Origin of the sequence: Iodobacter fluviatilis, from assembly GCF_900451195.1 — a bacterium.
Lineage (GTDB): Bacteria > Pseudomonadota > Gammaproteobacteria > Burkholderiales > Chitinibacteraceae > Iodobacter > Iodobacter fluviatilis.
Genome location: NZ_UGHR01000001.1, coordinates 992,939 through 1,013,704, shown reverse-complemented (window position 1 = coordinate 1,013,704; position 20,766 = coordinate 992,939). Strand labels below are relative to the sequence as shown.

Genomic DNA, 20,766 nt, shown 5'->3' with positions numbered 1-20,766 from the left:
TAAACAGATGAATTTTAACGTTGATGGCTTTCTGAAAAGCTTTCCGGAAATCGCCCAGGCCCTGCCCATTACCCTGCAAATTACGCTGACGTCCATGCTGGCCGGGCTGTTGCTGGGCACAATACTGGCACTGCTGATCCGCTTTAAAATCCCCGTGCTGGCACAGCTGGCCCATGTCTATATCTCTTTTTTCCGGGGCACGCCGCTCTTGGTTCAGCTGTTTGTGCTGTATTACGGCCTGCCACAATTGTTTCCTGTATTCAGCGCTTTGCAATCAGTGAGCGCCGCGCTAATTGGCCTGAGCCTGAATATGGCGGCTTATTTATCTGAATCCATACGCGGCGCACTCAATGCGGTTGACCGCGGGCAAATGGATGCCTGTTTGTCCGCTGGAATGAGCCGCTTACAAGGCTTATATCATGTGGTGCTGCCACAGGCGGCCAGAGTCGCCGTGCCCTCGCTAGCGAACAGCTTCGTTGGCTTACTGAAAGAATCCTCCTTAGTATTTGCCCTTGGCGTGACTGAAATTCTGGCCCAGGCCAAGCAGTATGCCTCTTTAACTTACTGCTATATGGAGGCTTTCTTAGCCGTGGCACTGGTTTACTGGGCGATTACCGTGCTGTTTGGCGCAGCACAGCGGCGGCTGGAAGCCCGGCTGAATATCCCTTATCAGCAAGGAGCCAGCGCATGATTAAGGTCAGCGGGCTGAGTAAATCATTTGGCAAACAGGCCGTTTTGCAACAAATCTCATTTGAAGTGCCACGGGGCGATGTGCTGGCGCTAATCGGCCCCTCCGGCGCAGGTAAATCTACCCTGCTGCGCTGCCTTAATCTATTAGAAACATCCGATACAGGCTTGCTGCGTGTGGGTGATTTAAATATCGATTGCAGCCAGCGGGTGCCTAGCAAAACGCTGCAGCAATTACGCCAGGCCACGGCGATGGTGTTTCAAAACTACAACCTGTTTAAAAACAAAACCGCGCTCGACAATATCGCTCTGCCCTTAATCACCGCCAAAGGATTCAGCAGCACAGAAGCTAGGGAGCGGGCCTTTCAGTTACTTGAACGGGTTGATTTAACAAAACAAGCCAGCCAGTACCCCGCCACGCTTTCGGGCGGGCAGCAGCAGCGGGTGGGCATCGCCAGAGCTCTGGCGCTGGATCCTGAAGTAATTTTATTTGATGAGCCCACCTCATCACTGGACCCGGAGCGGGTGGCCGAAGTGCTGAGCGTGATCAAAAGCCTAGCGCACCGCGACATCACCATGATTATTTCAACCCATGAAATCAGCTTTGCCCGCCAGGTTGCCAATCAGATTTTATTTATGGCCGATGGGCAAATTATCGAGCGTGGCCAGGCTAAAGCCGTGCTGGATGACGCCAGCCACGAACGCACCCGCCGCTTTTTGCAGCAACTTACCCCTTCCATCGTGATTAGCTAAGGAGTTTTTATGTATCTGCCTCACTCGTTTATGTACGGCATTGCAGCACTCAGCCTTGCCATCAGCCAGAATGCGTTTTCTGCCGACGCTAATAATGTATTGCGCGTGGGTACCAGTGGCGATTACGCGCCTTTTACATACAAAGAAAAAGGCGCGGTAACAGGCTTTGATATTGCGGTTGTTGAGGCTGTCGCCAAAAAAATCGGCTATCAGGTGAAATGGGAGGTTGCAGATTTTGTCGGCCTGTTTGGTCAGCTCGATTCTGGCCGGATTGATACTGTCGCCAATCAGCTCAGTATTACCCTGGAGCGCCAGCAGAAGTATCAGTTCAGCCAGCCCTATGAGTTTTCAGGCGATGTTTTTGTAATTAAACAAGACAATAACAGCATCAAAAACATTCAGGATCTGGCTGGTAAAACGGTAGGCGTGGGCTTTGGCACGGCAGATGAGCGTAAATTACGCAGCCTGCTGGCAGGCAAAAATGTCACCATCAAAACCTTTGATGAAGATCCTGTTGCCGAATTAAACGAGGTAGTTTTAGGCCGGGTGGATGCCTATTACAATGGCGCGGTGGCGGTGCGTACCGCCATTGGCCGCGCCAAACTGCCGCTGAAACTGCTGGGTAAGCCTGCGGCCTATGACGAAATTGGCCTGCCTTTTGCACGCAATGCCCGTGGTCAGGCGCTGGCAAGCAAGGTAAACGCGGCGCTGGGCGAGCTAAAAAAAGACGGCACCCTACAAAAAATCTCTTTGCAATGGCTTAAAGCCGACGTCACTAAAAAAAATTAAGGAAGCCAGATGGGAATCAAACGCCTTAACCACGCCGTGCTGTATGTAAGCGATGTAGCGCAAAGCAGCGCTTTTTATAAAGACACACTGGGCTTTAAATTTAAGCCCAGCGATTCACCCGATAAAGCCGTTTTTAGCCAGGCTGCAGAATCAGATAACGATCATGACTTGGCTTTATTCAGCAAGAATCTGGGGCAACAGCGTGCAGGCGTATTTCGCTCGCGCTATGAAGCAGCCGACCCAAGCGAGCCGCCTGCCGGTCTTTACCATCTGGCTTGGGAAGTCGATACGCTCAGCGAACTAAGCCGCATCCGCGATTTACTTCAGGCCCAGGGGCGATTAGGTCTGGAAGAAGACCACGGCGTGCATAAAAGCATTTATGGCCATGATCCCGACGGGCTTTTATTTGAAGTGGCTTGGTTTGTGCCGCCGCATCTGCTGACCGAAGAAGATAAATCACAAACAAGCAGAACGCTTGATCTGGAAAAAGAACGACAACGCTTTGCAGAGATTGCATAATTACGCACAGATTAAACATGATTGCCCGTTTGGGCAGAAGTCCGGCCCACGGGATTTTTGCCCAAACAAACAAACGGCACAGAATAATTTACCCTGCTCTCGGGTAAAGCATTCACTGCGTCATCATTTGTGACTGATGCCAGGCGCTGACTAATGCAATAAGCGAACAACAAACGATCAGTGCAAATGCTTTAATTAAAAACGCCAAGTGCCACAAAAAAAACCATGAGCGCCGTGCCAGCCAATAAAGAACTTTAATAGAATATTTAACCCAGCACTGAGTAGCTAAGCTTGGTCATTGCATAGCCTGCAAAATACCTAATTTGCACCCGCATCGATAAAAACCATCAGAAATGACGGCAAAATAAAAAATCAATCTGCAAAATAATTAAATGGATGATGTTTAAATTCAAACACTGAAATCACCATATTATTAAAAAAAATGCCACAAAAAAGGCTTGCCTTGGCAGCAAGCCTTTTAATTAAATTTAGAAAAAAATTGAGGCATTAAGTTTTAAACCGTGCAATTTCCTCCCGCAGATTACTCGCAATATTTTTAAGCTCGTGCGATTGCTGATTCGTTTGCTTTGCGGCAGTACTGTTTTGCTCAACCATATTAGTAATTTGCTCTACTGAGCCGGCAATTTGCGTGCCCGCCTGATTTTGCTCCGACATGGCATCGGATATAGATTGCACTTCGCTCTCTATCATATGGGCATTGCCAATGATAATTTCGACCGTTTTACCCGCTTCTTCAGCAAAACTAACCCCGACAGTCACCTGCTTCACCGCACCTTTCATGGTACTGGTCGCCACCTGGGCGGATTTCTGAATGGCGGTAATTTTGTCGCCAATTTCCCCTGTAGCCGAAGTAGTACGCTCGGCCAGTTTACGCACTTCATCGGCCACCACGGCAAAGCCCCGCCCCTGCTCACCCGCCCTGGCTGCCTCAATGGCGGCATTAAGCGCAAGCAAATTAGTCTGATCGGCCACCTCGCGTATCACCTGCACAATGCCGCCAATTTCATCCGAGCGCTGGTCTAAATCTGCAATGGCCTCAGCAGCCAGCTCGATGGCGCTAGCAATCGAGTTGACTTCTTTTACCGTATTTTCAATCACCCTGCCGCTATTGGTGGCATGGGCACCGGCCTCGCCCGAATGATCTCTCGCGTCTTTGGCGGTGCCCGCCAAAATACCGATGCTGGTAGAAAGCTCCTCAATCGAAGCCGCCATGCTATTGGCAGCATCACTTTGTTGCTGCGAGCCATCGGAGACCTGCTGCGATGAATGAGTCAGCGATTGCGACATCTGAATCAGCCGTTGGCTGGCCTGATCTGCATTTTTTAAAACACCATGTACGCTTTCTGCCAGCGCATTAAATGCCTGCGCAGTTTCAGATATTTCATCATGGCCATTGATCGGCACGCGGCGGGTAAAATCCAAATCCTGCTGAATTTCTTTCATAGTTTGTGAAAGCATCCGCAATTGCCCCACTACACTGCGCACAATCCATGCCGATAAAGCAATCGCCAGCACGACCACCAGCAATACAATCAGGCTTTGTTGTTTAAATGCGCTGCTTTGCTGCTGCTCAGCAAACTCATTTAAAGCTTCCGCCGCATTAATATTAAATTTTAACAGCTCATCAACCGTTGGTAAGAAAGCCCGAAAAATCTGACGCCCTTCACCTCTGAAAAATGCCAGCGCCGCATCGTGATCACCCCCTTCTACGATGCTGACAAACTTATTATGGCTTTGGACATAAACTTCTTTTTGTTTTTGGTAAGCATCATATAAATTATTTTCTTCTGTGCCTGAAGGCAGTTTTCGGTAGGCTTCTTCATTTTTTTTAATATTTTCAAGCGTCGCATTCAGCTTTACAACTAACTCATCAATTTCTTTTTTATCTTTAGCGACCAGCAGCTGGGTTTCCCGGTTTCTGAAATCCAGTGCCTCGGCCCGGATTGCCCCGCTATAGCGCACGCTGGGCAGAGCATTCTGGCTGACACCGATCAGTGACTGATGAATATCACGAATATATTTCACCCCCAAAGCCCCCATGGCAATCACAAACACCACCATGATGCTGAAAGCTAAGGTCAATTTTAAAGAGATACGCATGGATTGGATTCCCTGAATTCATTAATACGGTATAGGGTGAAATTCAGGGTGATACAAGCTTATTGACCGCAGTTTATTTAAAAATTTACAACTGGAGTATTTATATTAATTGACAAAAAATCATGTAAGTTATTTAAAGAAAAAGCGCCATCCCTTTAAGAAATAGCGCTCATTTTCATTTAACCAAACAGACTGTTTTTTACCGACTTAAAATGGCCTGTTTCCTACAAGACTTACCCGTTTTAATACCGGCCTTTTATACCCAGAAAAAGCAGAGGGTAAGTATCCCCGCCTTCATTGGGCAGCTCACCGCAGAGTGGTTTACCGCCATCGGCAGAGGCCAGCACCTGCACTGGCACATCTTCGGGCAACCGAGCCGCCCCAGCCTTAAAACACGGCAAACCGGCCTGTACCCACGCGGCCTAACCGTATAGCACGATAGTAAAACCATCTACCTGATCCACGATGTATTAAGCACTTTGCAGCTGATTGCTAACTAAAACACGGTTAATCACGAAGCCATCTTTGTGATTAACCTTACTGTGCTTTTAAAGAGCGAATCGCCGCTGCTTTAAACTCAGCAAAATCCGCGCATTCCAGCAAACGGGCGCTGGCGCATTCTCTAATTAAAGAGATAAATAAATCATAAATCGCCATCGCTTCTTCGTAATCTTCCTTGCTAATTGCCAGCAAAAAAATCACCGAAGCCACCGCGCCATCGCTCCATGCAATGCCTTGCGGCGCAAGCACGGTATAAACCACGGAGCGCTTGGCGAGCAGACCTAAGGAATGCGGCACCGCAATGCCATCGCCTTGAATCGTGGATAAAATCGCTTCGCGCTCGGTGACTGAAGGATAGAAATCATCGTTCACGATGCCTTCTTGCTCTAATTGCAGGCACAGGCGCTGAAAGAGTGCGTCTTGGGTGATGGGCTCATCAATGCGTAAAAAGTGTTTGGCATCAAAATAGCGATCAAGCATATAGGGGTGAGCGCGGTTGATCTCTACCGTTTTAGCCAATTGCTCGAGTTGAAACTCAGTTGGAAAAGGCGAAACCACAATCACCGGCTTGCCCTTGTTGTCTAGCGGCTGGGTAGAGATGACAAAGTCGTCAGTTACCCCCTCCAAGGCGTAATAATCCTGCTGCGAGATTGATTTACTCAGCAATACCTGCGGGAATTTGCGCTGCAACATCGCCTCAATCATTCGCGTAGTCGAATTGCCCATATCGCACACCAGCAGCGCCTGCGGGCGGCAGACAAAGGCAATTTGATAATGCCGCTCCAGCCCCACACCAATATGCAGCACCAGATAGCCAATTTCATTTTCACTCACTTGATAGGCCGTGTGCTTGGCCCAGCTTGAAACCGCGCTCAGGGTAAAATCGTAGGCCAAAGCGTAATGCTGCTTGATATCGGTCAGTACGGGATTGGGCAAATTAATCTGATAGCGCAGACGCGTGATCATGGTTTTAACGTGAGTCAGCAAATCCAAGCGCAGGCGGCTATCGTGGCGCAAATCGTAGTGATAATGGCGGTTAATATAATCCAGAATATAGCTAACCAAGGCCTCGGCATCGTCGGCATTAATCGTATCGGGCAAGATACCCTGCACGCTGCGGACGGCGATATTAACGGCTAAAAAATGCGTTTCAGCATTCGATAATTCGCAGTGCGTGATTTGCCTCAGCTCCGCCACCAAATCGCTGGCAAGGGCCGCCACATCTGGGCTCACTTCTTCCCCCGATCGCTCTTCGATGGGGAAGCCATCGCTAATTCTTTTACTGGCTACGGCACAATACTGGCTTAGAAAATGAAAGCCTTCATCACTTAAACGCACCGGGCTACGCGCAAGTAAACGCGGTAAGGCGTTCATAAAAGTCATAGCCGCACTGGCTAAACCCGGATCACTTGCCAGTAGCGGATGGTGGTTTTCTTCACGGCGCAGCTGGCAGAGCAAATCGCTTAAACACACCCGAATTGCCGATTCTCTGCCCATCAGCTTCATGCCGTAATGCGGCCGCGTTTCGATGCTTAATTGATATTGGGCAAGCTGGCTGCGCACCTCTGCCATATCAATTTGCAGCACCGCGCGGTTCACATACCAAGAATCCGCAAGATCTTGCAATTTAAGCGAATAGGCCGAGGTCAGAAAACTCATTAATAAATATTGAACCCGCTCGCCTGCGGTGCGTGGCAGCGCTTTGCTCGATGTTTGCTTGATCGTCAGCAGAGCAAAGCGCTCTTCATTATGAATACTGAGCACATAGCCCTCACCGCGCTGCAAGACAAATTGTGCACCATGCTCAAGTAAAGCCTCATTTAACGCCGTTATATCGGTGCGCACCGTGCGTGTAGACACCGAAAACCGGCGCGCCAGCTCATCTTGCGGCAGCGTTTCTGCCTGCAAAGTACGATAAAGCAAAGCCAGACGCTTATAAGGAAAACGAACCATAATGACTTAAGCCCTGCAAGGAGTGCATCTTCATTACAAGAACACACCCGCTGAAATAAATCGATCAATCAAAATCGCCTGAAGCAGCGCGAAGTGACTAAGAACGCCAGATCTTCAGATTACGGGGACTCGCCAGATCAGCAAAGGTAAATAGCCCCAAGGCCATGCAGAATCTGTAGGGCGGGTAAAACCCGCGAGCGATGCTGAAAAATACGCGGACTTCACCCTAAAACCGTTTACTTAAGCGATTTTGCTTAATTTCCCCCCTTTGAAAAAGGGGGGAAATTAAGCAAAAAACCAAAGGCAAATCCCCCTCAATCCCCCTTTTACAAAGGGGGAAGCAAAACCAATACCTTAAGTGAACGGCATTACGGACTTCACCCGCTTTTCATTGTGTGGCAGTTTATAGGGTGTACAACGACGAAGTCGTTGCGCACCAAGGACGGTGCGCAACGACTTGCACACCCTATAAAAACCAACAATGCTTTTGACTTTAAGTTGAGAGGATTGAGTTTCACCCGCCCTAGGAATGCAACCGTCTAGCCTAGCTTTGCCTTCACCATCGCCAGCAATGTCGCCACATCTTCCGGGCGGGTGTTGCCGCTGGCTTTGTCGATAATCGAGCTATAGATATGGGGGATGATTTTTGTGACGCCTGCATCCAGCGCAATCCCCAAAATCTCTTCAAAGTTTTGCAGATCAATCCCACCGGTTGGCTCTAGCCAAAAATCATGGGCCGCGCAGGCTTGGGCCACGGCAATATATTCATCGCGGTATTTCAGGCCGTCCATTGAGAAATACTTAACCGAATTGCCACCCATATCTTTCAGCATGGCAATGGCGGTGGCAACCGGCACAATTCCATCTGCCTGCTGGCTGCTTAAAGAGCCGGTGGAGATTTTCACCATGCCCACTTGGCCAGTCGGTGAAATCAAGCCATTCACCACTGTATTATCTTGGCCGACCAGGGCACGGGCAGGGCCGACGCCGGTGAAAACTTGGTTGATATGCTGCGGCTGAATCTGGCGGCTGATCTCATTCACCATCGCTGATTGCCGAGGATCGCCCGCCCCTAGGCCCACAGAAATCGCATTCTCAATCAGCTTGGCGTAGGCCTGCATATCTTCAACAGCACTAGCCACATCGGGGTAGTTTTTAGAAAGCAGCCCCACCACCACGGCCCCCTCTGCTGCCTGATAAATATCCACGGCATTTTGCTTAGTGCCGCCTAAAACATTCAAACACACGCGATCACGATAAAAATTTGGGCTTAATTGGCTTAATTTCATAGTCATTTTTCCTTTAACAATTGCTGAATCTGCTCGCTAATGGTGACAAGCTGGCTATCGCTAACGCTGCGCACATCCACCTCTACCTTGCCTTCATTGGCTTTGTATTCACGGAAATAAATAGCGATAGGCCCCCCCTTGAGCGCGGCCACCATTTCGACGGCGCTGCGGCCTAAAGCGGCCTGATCAAAGGCTATTTCTGTACGGGCAATATCACGCCCTGCGCCATCCCAAACCACTTTGGCGCTAATGCCATGCATCTCGTTAAGCGCCGCAATAAAAGGCCGCATTTTGGCGACCATTTGCTCGCCGCTTTCTTTCTCACGCAAGAGATAAGTTTCAATGGCACAAGTCAGGCCCAAAATACCTTCTTTGCCCACCTTCATCGCGCGGCCAATACCCTTGCCCTGCTTTTTAACCCAAGCCACGTACTGCTCACGGCCCAGCACTAGGCCGCTGGACGGGCCTTCGATGGCTTTTGCACCGCTGTAAATCACCAAATCCGCGCCTAGCTGATAATAAAGACGCAAGTCTTCTTCGGCGGCCGCATCCACAATCAAAGGCAGGCCATGGCTTTTGGCTACCGCCACGGCTTCTGCCACGCTCAGCATGCTTTTTTGCACGGTATGGTGCGATTTAATATATAAAATCGCGGCCGTATTGGGCGTAATCACAGCGGCCAATTGCTCAGCCGAGCATTCATTGGCCCAACCCGCTTCCACCACTTTGCCGCCGCCCAGCGCCACCATCGTGGCCACTGGCGCGCCGTAATTCACGTTATGACCTTTTGCCAGCACAATTTCGCAAGGGCCATGGATGGGCTTGGCATGCAGATTCAGCAGCAAATCTGCATCGTCTTTAATAATCACAGCGGCCACCGCCTGAGCGATTCCGGCGGATGCGCAAGACACCACTACAGCGCTTTCTACCCCTAGCAGCCCTGCAATATAAGCGCCGGTTTGATCGACTAAATCCTGCATCTCGAAATAATGATTTAGCCCCAGATTAACCGCCGCCACCACTTCAGGCTGCGGGGTAGAAACGCCAAGAATGGTCATCCGCCCAGAAGCGTTAATCACCGGCTTAAGTTGGTACTTTTCATAAATCGAAGACATGATCTTTTTTTCCTTCTTCAGTCAAAAATACCTTAGCCGCGACAATCGCCGCCAAAGGCCTGAGTTGGTGATCAGAAATAAGCGATTCGCCCTCACAATCACGCTGAGTATTTGGCGTTTTATCTAGGGTAAAAATCGAGATATCGGCATCAAAGCCAACAGCCAGCTGGCCCTTGCTAGGCAAATTAAGCGCCTTAGCCGCATTGCCTGTAACACAGCAAATCACCTGTGCAAGGCTCATACCTAATGACAGAAATTTTGCCATCACCGGAGCCAAGCCATAGACCGGGCCAGCAATGCGGTTGCGGCAGTAAATATCAGAGCTAATCGTGTTCGGCAAAATGCCTTGGGCAATGGCTTGCCTTGCCACCGCAAAACTAAAGCTCGCCCCGCCGTGCCCCACATCAAGGCAAACACCACGCTGAATCGCCCGATAAATACTAGGCCGCAGCACGCCTTCGGTATTCAAAATGCGATTGGGTTTGCCGTTATAGCAGTGGGTTAAAATATCGCCCTCATCGAGTAGCTCGGCAATCTCATCCAAATCGGGCGGGGTATTGCCCACATGCACCATCAGCGGCAGATGACGATGTTTTTGCTGAATCGCTTTGGCCATTTGCAAAGGGATAATCCCATTGCCACCCACCACACTCGCGCTTAAACGCGCTTTTAAGCCAACGATAAAATCAGGGAACTGGGCAATTGCCTGGCTGGCTGCAGCCTCATCAATATCGGCCAAATCGGCCAGCTCGTGCTGAGTGACCAGACCGATACGTGAAATATTCAATAAAGCCCGCACTTCCGTCTGGCAGTCCTGCGCCAGCTGATAAAAATGCCCAATATCATTGGCGCCACAACTACCCGCATCCACCACCGTGGTCACGCCGCCCGCAATACCCACTAAATCAGGCTGATCGTTATAAATCGGCGAGGCCGAATAGCAATGCACATGGCCATCAATCCAGCCTGCGCTGGCATAAAACTGACCTTTTAAATCCATAGTTTGACGAGCCTGGGCATTGATCTGGCCAAGGGCCGCAATCTTGCCGTCCTTCATCGCAATATCAAAAATGGCATCGTCTGTGGGGCTCACGGCACGACGGATGATTAAATCAAACATGGGATTCCTTTTGTTGCTGCTTATGCGCATCCAAGCTAAGCCAACGCCTGCAGTGTCTTTCGTAGGGCGGGTGCTTACCCGAGAGCATAGGTATCTACACAGTTTTAGGCCGCACTTCAGTGCTGCAGCCTCCCCCTTTGCCAAAGGGGGACTGAGGGGGATTTGCCTTTGAATTAGCTTTACTTTTCTGCTTTCTTGTAAAGATACGCCATGCCAAATCCCCCCTAGCCCCCCTTTTTCAAAGGGGGGAACAAGTACATCACGAGTCAATTACGAGCGGGATTAGCTCGGTCCTCGCTACAGCGTGGTTCAAGATTTGGGTTTTCCGTCATCACATCGGTTAATTACGCAATCGCCACCGGAAACACCGAGCCAAACAGCATCGCGCCTAAAATTGCGCCGCCGGTAATGGGCTTGCCCCATAGGTAGAAGGCTAAAGCGCCGATTAATGAGCCCACGCCAATGGGGATGGATGCGCCAATTGCGGTGATGATGATCAAGGGGCCAAGAAAACGCCCCGATGAATTTCCCGCGCCCATCATCACGTCGGCACCAAAGGTTGAGTTGGATTGGTTCACCGTAAATTTACGCGCCAGGATAATAATTCCACCGATGGTGCAGCCAATCACCATGCCTGTGGCGAGCGCAGCAAAGAAATTATCCAGCGGATACGTCACGCCTGCGCCCAAAAACATGGCGGGAATGCCCAGACCCACGCCGGTCATAATCGCACCGCCGATATCTAAAATACCGACCAGCGCGCCTTCGATAATCCGGGCAAACAAAAAGCTCGCACCAAAAGCCGCCACTGCGCCATACACGCCGGTATCCATTCCTGCACGCAGCATGGAGACAAAAGCCACTTCGTTGAATGCGCCTATGCCGTAGACGTAATACATATGCGTTCCGGCAAATACCCCAGCTGACAGCAAGCCTACAAAAAAGGGGAAGCTCCAATCGGCGAACCAGAAATTAGCCTGTACTTCTTCTTTAGTCAGTTCAGTCATTTTCGTCTCCTTAAGGCTTCAGCGTGTTGTGCAGCAGCTCATACCAAGCCGGTATGGCTAAATGGAAGGATTGAATCATTTTCAAATCAAAGCCACGGAAGAAGGCGCTTAATACAAATAACATCACCACGCTGACCATCATCGACTTGGTGATTCTGTTCCAGCCGCCATCATCAACGCCTTTACCAATCAAGATCCCCAGCACGAGGCCCGGTACGGCATTGCCCATAATCAGCTGCGCTAAGCCACCAAAAATCGTCCCCCAAAAGCCCGAGCGTTTGCCCGCTTCAATCGCTGCCAGCCAAAAAATCACCGGCATGATGATGTTGACCAGCATATTGGCCGCAGGCACGAGAACTTTAACCGCAGTGACTTGCAAAGAAGGCGGCACGGCTGAGGCGGTGGTATTTAAAAACGCCACCACCGCCATACCGATCAAGCCACAGGCCAGCGCCATTTTCTTGGGGTTGTGCAGGGTTTCGGCCAGATTTGGATTTTTGCTCATCAGCGCTGCAGCGCCCCAATGCGGAATCACGCGATGATCCACATCCTGAGTAAACGCCCCTGCCGCCACGGAAGAGGCCCAAGCATTAAAAAAGAAGCCCAAGCCAAAGGAGAAATGCGAAGCCGCATCGCCTTCACAAGAATTGAGCTCGCCTAAAGTACGAAACGCCCCAATCCCCTGTGCCGTTGGTGCATGAAACATCCGCGCAGCCCCCGCCCCAACAGCAAAACCAACCAAGCCGCCAATCACCAGCGACTTCATTAATATCATCAGCAACATACGGCCTTCCTCTTAGGACTTGGATGGATGAGCAGTAAAAGACACCTGATCGGTATCAATCGCCGTCACACTCACACTGACTTCCAGCTGCACTTTGTAATGCGAGCGAATACGCGGCAAAAACAAGAATAAAAATCGCTCCTTAATCTGTGCCTCCTCCGCTTTAAGCACCAGCACATCCTGTGGCTCGATGCGCAGCAACACCTTCTGGCTGTCCGCCATCACGGCACGCTGCACTTGGGATAGCGCATCGGAAAAAGCCTTGGCTTTGCTGTCGCCCATGCCGCTCACAATCACCTTGCTCTGGAAGTGTTCTTTCATTTAATTGCCGTACTTTTTCTGATAAGCCATAACCAAACGCTGGCCCAGCTCTTCCTTATCCATAAAACCAAAGCCCAGAACGGTGTAACCCGCCTCAATGGCAGCCACACCTTCTTCTACCGAGCGCATCCCATACTTGGCCTTATAGCCATGCTTGGTTTGCGCCGTAATCGCCCCTGCCCCGCCACTGCCACAAAATGAAATACCCAGCTGCGCGTTTTCAGCCTTCATCACATCACCCAGCTTCATATCCGCAGCCACACCCGGAATCACCACTGCACGCCCTTGTGCCAATTCAACGCCAGCGCCTACTTTTTGACCTTTACCTAAACGATCGCCAATTACCACGGTGATTTGAGTCATTTCAATTTCCTTTTCTTGAATGAAAAAATACTGAAAAACACTATTTACTTTTTGCCATTTCAAAATGAATCGATAACAGTAGCGCTTCCTTGTTTGGCAAATTACCAAACATCGCCGTCACCGTTTCGGATAGCCGCATCGCAGGGGCTGAAATCTCATCAAATAAATCAGCATCAAAATCAGGCAGGCCCTCACCCGTTAAAGAACGCCGCGCCATCGCCTTGATATGTGCATCCATTTTCATTTGCTGCACATCGCTGAGGTATTTGTTTTCCACCTCCAGCAACTCCGTAATCTCACCCAGCACCCGCTCGGCCAAAGCCTGAATCTCTACATCGCTTACTTCTGCAATTTCACCCATGTTTTCTCCCAAGCCTGTGATAGCTAGCTGTGATTAATTCGATGACTCATCGTAAGCAAAGTGAGCTGCGCTTTGTACCTGTTTTATTTCCACTACAAAGTGGAAATTTGAGGGGAAGTGGAAGAATTTGCTTGAAACTGCCCTGTGAGGCTTTGAGCTAAGGCGGGGGACGTTACAAAAAGAAACGGGCAAAACATCAGCTGTTTTGCCCGTGGGTAATGCCAGAATTATGGTGCAAAAATCACTTACCTAAAATGAAGCTTTATCTTGTGAAATCAAATGGCCTGCTTCCCTGCAGAGCTAAGCCACCAAACGCCTAGCCAGCACCCGCTTCCCCAGCCATTGCACGGCGGTGCATAGCAGCAGGTACACCAGGGCGATGAAGCCGAAGACTTCCAGCGGGTAGACTTGCTCGCGGCTGTTGACCTGGCTGGCGACGAAGGTGAATTCGGCCACGCCAACGATATAAGCCAGCGAGGTGTCTTTTACCAGCACCACCCACTGATTTACAAAAGAGGGCTGCACAATACGCAGCGCTTGCGGCAGGATAACAAGGCGCAAGACTTGATAGCGGTTCAGGCCACTGGCGTGAGCGGCTTCCCACTGGCCATCCGGCACGGCGCGTATGCCCGATTGCACGGTGTAAGCGAGATAGGCGCCAGAAACCAGCGACAGCGCGGCAATCACGGTGAGCACGCCGGGGATGTCGATGCCAAAGGCAATCGGCAGTAAGAAGTAGCACCAAAATATCAGCAGCAAAACCGGAATAGCGCGCAGCAGCTCGCAGACTGCCAGCAAAATCCGCCGCAGCCAGCCCTGGCTTAGCGTGAGGCTAATGCCCCAGACCAGCCCTAAAATACTGGCGAGGACGGCAGCGCTAGATGCCAGAATCAGCGTCAGGGCTATGCCGCCCAACGGGCCGTTGGGCCATGCGCCGACAAAAAAGAACAACAGATTATTGCTAATCACCGCGGTATTCATGCCCACCTCCGTACAGGCCTAGCTTCAGGTTTTGCCAAAGTGCGCTGCACCAGCACGATCAGCAGTACATAGAACACGCTGGCCACGGCAAAAGATTGGAAGGTCAGCAGGGTTTGAGCGTCGATCTGGCGTGAACGGTAAGAGAGCTCCATCACGCCAATGGCCATGGTCAGCGAAGTGTTTTTAATGGTGTTCAGCCATTGCCCTAAGAGCGGCGGCCATGCAGTTTTAATCGCCTGCGGCCAGATCACCCAGCGCAAAACATCCAGTGGGCGCAGCCCCAAAGCGCGGCCCGCATTCCATTGGCCCTGGCCCACGGCATTCATGCCAGAGCGAATATCTTCGGCAATAAAGGCCATGGCGTAGAGCGACAAAGCCACCCATGCAGCGATAAACTCAAACGAGGGCAGGCCAAGAAAAATATCCCCTGCCTGCCAGAGCATATGCGGGCTATTGAGCCAAAGCATCCAATCCTCGGGCAGCAAGGAGCCCACGGCAAAATACCAGAACAGCACTTGCACCAGCAGCGGGATATTGCGGATCAGATGATGCGGCAGCGCCAGAATCCGGCTGCGTGATTGATGGCGGGCAATACCCAGCGCCACGCCCGCCAGTGTTCCTGTGAAAATCACGGCCACAGAGAGTAATAAGGTAATCAGCAAACCTTGGCCCAGCGTCAGAATATGCGGCCAATCCAGCCAGCCATTGCCCAGCCATGCGGGGGGATTCATTTCCCTTACTCCAATAAAAAAATGCGCAAGGGCAAACCCTTGCGCTAAAAAATGTCGATACCAGGAGATAAAACAATGTCTAAAGCGCAGGTAAAGCTCATTACGGTTGCTTTCTGTTTCATCCGAAAATTGCAAATACCTGTTTACTGCACCTACAAAAAACACTTCCAGCGACCTTGCAAACACCATGTTTGCAAGGCTCAGAGAGAGAATCGCTTAATTAAACCTTGTCACCAATCTTAAAATCACGCGGTAGAGCTGCACGGCTTTTCGGGCCAAACCAGTGATCATAAATCTTCTTTGCCTGACCAGATTTCTCTAGCTCCAGCAAGGCGCCGTTCACCTCTTTGCTCAGGCGCTCTTCGCCACGCGGAATACCAATGGCCTGATATTCACGGGTCAATGCAAAAGGGGAAATCTCGTATTTGGTTTTGTCCGGCGCATTGGCCAGCAATGCCAGCAGCTTGGCGTCATCTTGGGTAATGGCTTGTACATTGCCATTACGCAGCGCGGTGAAAGCCAATGGCGTATCGTCATAAGCCACTACAGGAGTGCTTGGGTATTTTTCGCGCAGCAGGGTTTCCTGCGTGGTGCCTTTATCTACACCGATGCGCAGTTTGGCGATATCTTCAGGAGTTTTAAGCACGCCTTTTCTGGCGATAAATTTTTGCCCAGTGGCAAAGTAGGGCGTGCTGAATTCAACCTGCTTACGGCGCTCTTCGGTAACCGTAAAGTTAGCCGCAACCAAGTCCACTTTATTTGCAGTGAGTAAAGGAATGCGATTGGCCGGATTCGTTGCCAACAGCTCCAGCTTTACCCCCAGCTTTTTAGCAATCGCCTGAGCGATTTCCACATCAAAGCCCACCAACTGACGGGTGGTTTCGTTTACAAAGCCAAAAGGCGGATTGCTGTCAAAAGCGGCTACACGTAATACACCCGCTTTTTTGATATCGTCCAGCTTATCAGCCAAGGCTGGGCCAGCAATCGTCGTAAGGATCAAAGCTAGTAATAGTGAGCGTTTCATGATTAATTCTCTTATCAAGTTATATTAAAACTGAGGTGAATCTTGGATAGAAGATTCAGAATTTGGTAATCAACTGCAATGAATGCATCATGCCTGACGATTTAAATATTAAAAAAGAATTTAATATTAGATTTATATAATTAAATAGAATATTAAAGTACAAAGATCTTGATGGCCTGAAGAGATAAGTGGCATTAACAGATCTTGCGTAAAATGCGCTCAAAGCGCTTTTTTGATAAAGAATCATGAAAGTCAGTATCTATAGTTTGGCCATAAGGAAAATATCCAGATGCGATTTATATTAGCGGCAGCGCTGCTGGCTCTTACGGCATGCAAGCAACCCAGCCAGCCGGTGCAGGCGGATAAAAGCCCTGCTTCTGCCCCACTTACCTTGCTCAGCAAAGTGAAAGATATCCCCCCCGGAATCAGCATTCAGGGCAAGCTGCTGCAGGCATTACGCTGGCAGGATAAAAGTGGCGATAATCTGCTGCTGCTCAGCCAGGCTGAGGGTGATTTTCAGCCCTCTAAAGATGGATCTGATGATATGCGTGATGCACATGTCTACGCGGCCCATTATTTACTCAGTGCCGGTAAGCCCCGGCGGCTATGGCTGCTGCAGGACGGGGTGGAGCAGTGCCCGCTTGATGTGGTGGCCGCGTTTGATCCGGCCGCCACCCGCGTGGCAGATCTGAATGGTGATGGGGTAATGGAAACCATACTTGGATACAGCCAGACCTGCACCGGCGATGTCAGCCCGCATAGTTACAAGCTTATTTTGCATGCAGGCAAGGCTAAATACGGCTTGCGGGGCATAGACCGCTTCGGTGTAACTTGGCGGGATACAGATACCGGCCAGTTGTCGGGTACACCACTACTTGCTGATTGCAGCCGCAGCAGCCAGCAAGCTCTGCTTAACAGCAAGAAAACGGCTGGCTTTGACGAGCTGCCTTTACCAGGCTGCTACGCCGATGAAAAGGATTTTGCCGGAGCACCCCCTGCATTTCTCCCCGCCATGCGCCAGCAGTGGCACAAGCTAATGCAGCAGCAGGATGCAGAGTGGCGTAAAAGCCAGTAAACATGCCCACTTTAAAAGCGCAACCAGCGTGAGGGCTGCAATAGCGCATTCAGTATTTCGCTTAGACTTACAAACCAGCTGCAAGCTGAATTTGCCTTGTGGCTGCGCCTGTGCCCTTCTAGGCGGTGTTTTAGGTGTTGATTACCTGATCATCAGCATGATCAGCAAATCACTTGCATGCCCGTTATTCTCAAGCGCTTATTACGAAGGGCACTGTGCACACCGGCGCAGACCGGATCATGGATCCTAACGGGCATATCCTTATTGCTGCCAATAAAGATAACTATCTTTCTGGCGGCTACTTCAGCCGAGGCTGGGCGTCAGTCAGGCTGGATCCACCATGCTTTCATCTCTTTACCACGGCTATCGGTTTTGCACTTCTCACAAATTACCTTTGATCAGCAACTTAGGAGCCGGGCAATCTGGTATTACCTCTCCCTACTTTAATGACGTTTACTATTTTTTGAAGTTCTGCATAATCATTTTTAGCGCATACATTGTTTTGCTTACATTAATTGGCTAATAAATTAGTAAATATACACAAATAGGGTAAATCACAAAACAGGTAACTTAAAGCTTCGTGTAATATTTTACGGTCGCCATACATCGTTGATTTATCATGAATCTTAGTGATCTGCTTGCTTCATTTGCCTCTGCGTTTAGTCAAGAGCAGCGTCTTATCTCTCTCCAACTGGGCGATGGCGTAGCGTGGGGCGAGCAGCTTTTACCTCAGCGTGTAACAGGCAGCGAGGGGATTAATCAGGCCTATCGCTATCAGATAGATTGCCTGTCATCTGATGCGGCCTTAGAGCTTAAATCGCTGCTTGGCCTGCCGGTTGTTCTGGCCGTGGCCGATGCTAATGGCGATGCGATCGAGCGCTGTGGCGTCATCTCGCAGGCGCAGCTTTTAGGCTCAGATGGTGGCTTCGCTAAATATTCTATTACCGTAGAGCCGCCATTCGCGCTGCTCAGATACCGCCGCACTTCCCGTGTATTTCAGGATTTATCTATTCCAGATCTGATTAAGCAGGTACTGGCGGAGCATCAGGCCAAAAATCCTGTGTTTGCCTCGGTACAAACGCTGGATTTCAAACTATCGGCAGAATACCCGCCGCGCTCTTACTGCCTGCAATACCGCGAAGATGATTACGCCTTTTTATGCCGCTTAATGAAAGAAAGTGGCTTGGCATGGCGCTTTGAGCATTTGCCCGGAGACACACCTCAGGTTCAGCTTATTGTATTTGACGATGCTTTTGGCCTGCCCGAAGCGGCAGAATCTGCGGTGAGATTCCATCGGGCGGACGCCACAGAAGAAAGTGATTCGCTTACCGCATGGAATACCCAACGGCAAATTGGCAGCAGCTCGGTGGCCCTTGCCAGCTTTGATTACAAAGCCGCCAATACCAGCCACAGCTTAAGCGACAGCGCCATTGATCAGGGTGATGGCGGGCAACAAATCCAGACCAGCCTCGAATATTACGACCCGCAAACACATTATTACGCCAGCGATTCGGATCAGCTCAGCAATGATGCCAAGCTGCGTCAGGATGCTTTAGATGGGCAAAAAAAATCATTTACCGGCTCTGGCACATTACGCAGCCTGCAGGCTGGGCAATGGTTCCGTCTGGAAGATCACCCCGCGCACGAATGGGATAGCGCAGAGCAGCGCGAATTTGCCATTACCGGGCTGACATTCACCGCCAACAATAATTTACCTGCAGATTTAAGCCAGCAACTTGGCCTGGTTGCACCCAGCCTACTTGCCACTTCTGGTAATGACAACGCGCCTTACCTGGCGGACTTTACCGCGCAAAGACGCGGCCAGCCTGTGCTCAGCCATCTGGGCGAGCAAGAATTTACCAAGCCCACCAGCCCAGGCCTGCAAACCGCCACGGTAGTTGGCCCTGCCGGATCAGAAGTCCACACCGATGAGCAGGGGAGAATAAAAGTACAATTTCACTGGCAGCGTGCCGCTGAGCACCCCGAGTTTGGTGCCAACCTAGATGACAAATCCTCCTGCTGGATACGCGTCGCCGCGCCATCGGCTGGCGCAGGCTGGGGGCATCAGTTCATCCCGCGCATCGGCCAGGAAGTGACCATCAGCTTTGTTGAAGGCGATATCGACCGTCCTGTAGTCACTGGGGTCGTTTATAACGGCAGCCACCCAGTGCCTGCCTTTAGTGGCGCAGGCGCACTGCCAGCGAATAAAACGCTGTCTGGCATCAAAACCAAAGAGCATGAAGGTGCCCAGTATGGCGAGCTGCTGTTTGATGATACTAAGGGCGAAGTTCGTACCAAATTATCCAGCGAGCACGGCAAAACCCAGCTCAACCTGGGTTATCTGATCCACCCAAGAACCGATGGTAAGGGTGAGCCACGCGGCGAAGGCTTCGAGCTGCGCACGGATAACCAAGGCGCAATCCGCGCCAATGGCCTGCTGATCAGCACCGAAGCCAAAAGTGGCGCCAGCGGTAAACAACTTGACCACAGCCCCGCACAAAGCCAGCTGGAATCAGCTTTAGCGTTGGCTCAAAGCCTAGGTGAAACCGCCACCAACCAGCTTGCGGACACCATAGAAACCGGCGAAGACAATAAAACGATTAATCCGGACAATAGCCCAGGTGACAAAAACAGCCAAGGCCATTTTCACCATCACATCCATGCAAGCAAAAGCCTAGAAGCAGGCACGAACACGGATAAAGACAGTAAAAGCCAGTCTGAAAAGCAAGCAGGCCAGCAGAGCATCATTCTGCTGCACGGCGAGGACGGAGTGGCAATCACCAGCCCACAAAGCCAAACCCTCACCGCAGGTACTAATTTAGATCTGGTCGCCCAAAGAGACACCAATCAAACCTCTGGCCGCCGCTGGATTCACAACGTCCGCCAGAACATCAGCCTGTTTGTAGCCGGGGTAAAAGACCAAGTCGCGCTAAAGCTCATCGCAGCCAAAGGCAAAATCCAGTTGCAAGCGCAGAGCGATGATATTGAAATCACTGGTGATAAAGACCTGAAAGTAACTGCTTGCAAGGGGCTGCTCAGTATTTCGGCTAAAGATGAAGTTTTAGTTACGGCTGGTGGCGGATATATCCGGCTAAAAGGCGGCAACATCGAAATCCACTGCCCGGGAACGATTACGGTGAAAGGCGCGAATCATGATATGAGCGGCCCAGCGAGCTTAACACCCCAATTTGTGCCCTTTGTTCAAGCTAAGGATTGTTCACAAAAAATGAAAGATGCCGCTGCGGGCGGCGCAGCCGTTCTTTGATACACAG

Annotated in this window: 20 protein-coding genes; 6 read left to right on the top strand and 14 right to left on the bottom strand. The window is 50.6% G+C overall.

Annotated elements, in window-relative coordinates; genetic code table 11:
- The first annotated feature begins 7 nt into the window (after positions 1 to 7).
- Genes DYD62_RS04505 through DYD62_RS04490 form a run of 4 tightly spaced genes read left to right on the top strand, consistent with a single transcriptional unit; the run spans position 8 to position 2,748 of the window.
- Positions 8 to 691: an amino acid ABC transporter permease gene (locus tag DYD62_RS04505; RefSeq protein ID WP_115226253.1), complete on the top strand. Its 684-nt coding sequence runs from the start codon at positions 8 to 10 to the stop codon at positions 689 to 691.
- Positions 688 to 1,440, top strand: coding sequence for an amino acid ABC transporter ATP-binding protein (locus tag DYD62_RS04500; protein WP_115226252.1), 753 nt, complete (start codon positions 688 to 690; stop codon positions 1,438 to 1,440). Before DYD62_RS04505 ends, DYD62_RS04500 begins: the two co-directional genes overlap by 4 nt.
- Positions 1,441 to 1,449: 9 nt before the next feature.
- Positions 1,450 to 2,229 carry a transporter substrate-binding domain-containing protein gene (locus tag DYD62_RS04495; protein WP_207916737.1) on the top strand — a complete coding sequence of 260 codons (780 nt, stop codon included), beginning with the start codon at positions 1,450 to 1,452 and terminating at the stop codon, positions 2,227 to 2,229.
- Between the two features lie 9 nt (positions 2,230 to 2,238).
- Positions 2,239 to 2,748: a VOC family protein gene (locus DYD62_RS04490; RefSeq protein WP_115226251.1), complete on the top strand. Its 510-nt coding sequence runs from the start codon at positions 2,239 to 2,241 to the stop codon at positions 2,746 to 2,748.
- Positions 2,749 to 3,255: 507 nt separating this feature from the next.
- On the opposite strand, the gene DYD62_RS04485 is transcribed toward DYD62_RS04490, so the two are convergent.
- From DYD62_RS04485 to DYD62_RS04425, 14 genes are all read right to left on the bottom strand, one after another.
- Positions 3,256 to 4,869, bottom strand: a complete 1,614-nt coding sequence (locus tag DYD62_RS04485; protein WP_115226250.1) for a methyl-accepting chemotaxis protein — start codon at positions 4,867 to 4,869, stop codon at positions 3,256 to 3,258.
- Between the two features lie 242 nt (positions 4,870 to 5,111).
- A complete protein-coding gene (locus DYD62_RS24200; protein WP_267896106.1) occupies positions 5,112 to 5,240 on the bottom strand; it encodes a hypothetical protein in 129 nt (42 codons plus the stop codon).
- Between the two features lie 166 nt (positions 5,241 to 5,406).
- Entirely contained in the window at positions 5,407 to 7,323 is a 1,917-nt protein-coding gene (locus DYD62_RS04480; protein WP_115226249.1) for a BglG family transcription antiterminator, read from the bottom strand.
- A 539-nt stretch (positions 7,324 to 7,862) separates the two neighbouring features.
- Entirely contained in the window at positions 7,863 to 8,612 is a 750-nt protein-coding gene (gene dagF, locus DYD62_RS04475) for a 2-dehydro-3-deoxy-phosphogluconate aldolase (protein WP_115226248.1), read from the bottom strand.
- 2 nt (positions 8,613 to 8,614) lie between these two features.
- Positions 8,615 to 9,727, bottom strand: coding sequence for a DgaE family pyridoxal phosphate-dependent ammonia lyase (locus tag DYD62_RS04470; protein ID WP_115226247.1), 1,113 nt, complete (start codon positions 9,725 to 9,727; stop codon positions 8,615 to 8,617).
- Positions 9,711 to 10,847 (bottom strand): amidohydrolase/deacetylase family metallohydrolase, encoded by a 1,137-nt coding sequence (locus tag DYD62_RS04465; RefSeq protein ID WP_115226246.1) that lies wholly within the window; start codon positions 10,845 to 10,847, stop codon positions 9,711 to 9,713. Before DYD62_RS04465 ends, DYD62_RS04470 begins: the two co-directional genes overlap by 17 nt.
- 344 nt (positions 10,848 to 11,191) lie before the next feature.
- Positions 11,192 to 11,854 carry a DUF4310 family protein gene (locus DYD62_RS04460; protein ID WP_115226245.1) on the bottom strand — a complete coding sequence of 221 codons (663 nt, stop codon included), beginning with the start codon at positions 11,852 to 11,854 and terminating at the stop codon, positions 11,192 to 11,194.
- Between the two features lie 10 nt (positions 11,855 to 11,864).
- On the bottom strand, positions 11,865 to 12,638 hold the full coding sequence (locus DYD62_RS04455; RefSeq protein WP_115226244.1) for a DUF4311 domain-containing protein: 774 nt from the start codon (positions 12,636 to 12,638) through the stop codon (positions 11,865 to 11,867).
- A 12-nt stretch (positions 12,639 to 12,650) separates the two neighbouring features.
- The gene (locus tag DYD62_RS04450) at positions 12,651 to 12,959 is read right to left on the bottom strand and encodes a DUF4312 family protein (protein ID WP_115226243.1); all 309 of its coding nucleotides are present in this window, start codon (positions 12,957 to 12,959) and stop codon (positions 12,651 to 12,653) included.
- Positions 12,960 to 13,322: an SFCGS family glycine-rich protein gene (locus DYD62_RS04445; RefSeq protein ID WP_115228202.1), complete on the bottom strand. Its 363-nt coding sequence runs from the start codon at positions 13,320 to 13,322 to the stop codon at positions 12,960 to 12,962.
- A gap of 40 nt (positions 13,323 to 13,362) precedes the next feature.
- Positions 13,363 to 13,683, bottom strand: coding sequence for a glycine dehydrogenase (locus tag DYD62_RS04440; RefSeq protein WP_115226242.1), 321 nt, complete (start codon positions 13,681 to 13,683; stop codon positions 13,363 to 13,365).
- 300 nt (positions 13,684 to 13,983) lie between these two features.
- A complete protein-coding gene (locus DYD62_RS04435) occupies positions 13,984 to 14,664 on the bottom strand; it encodes an amino acid ABC transporter permease (RefSeq protein ID WP_115226241.1) in 681 nt (226 codons plus the stop codon).
- Positions 14,661 to 15,395, bottom strand: a complete 735-nt coding sequence (locus DYD62_RS04430; protein ID WP_115228201.1) for an amino acid ABC transporter permease — start codon at positions 15,393 to 15,395, stop codon at positions 14,661 to 14,663. Before DYD62_RS04430 ends, DYD62_RS04435 begins: the two co-directional genes overlap by 4 nt.
- A 220-nt stretch (positions 15,396 to 15,615) precedes the next feature.
- Positions 15,616 to 16,419 (bottom strand): ABC transporter substrate-binding protein, encoded by an 804-nt coding sequence (locus DYD62_RS04425; RefSeq protein ID WP_115226240.1) that lies wholly within the window; start codon positions 16,417 to 16,419, stop codon positions 15,616 to 15,618.
- Positions 16,420 to 16,708: 289 nt separating this feature from the next.
- Between DYD62_RS04425 and DYD62_RS04420 the strand changes: the two genes are divergently transcribed.
- Positions 16,709 to 17,494 carry a M949_RS01915 family surface polysaccharide biosynthesis protein gene (locus DYD62_RS04420; protein WP_207916740.1) on the top strand — a complete coding sequence of 262 codons (786 nt, stop codon included), beginning with the start codon at positions 16,709 to 16,711 and terminating at the stop codon, positions 17,492 to 17,494.
- Between the two features lie 619 nt (positions 17,495 to 18,113).
- On the top strand, positions 18,114 to 20,759 hold the full coding sequence (gene tssI / locus DYD62_RS04410) for a type VI secretion system Vgr family protein (RefSeq protein WP_115226238.1): 2,646 nt from the start codon (positions 18,114 to 18,116) through the stop codon (positions 20,757 to 20,759).
- Positions 20,760 to 20,766: the final 7 nt, after the last annotated feature.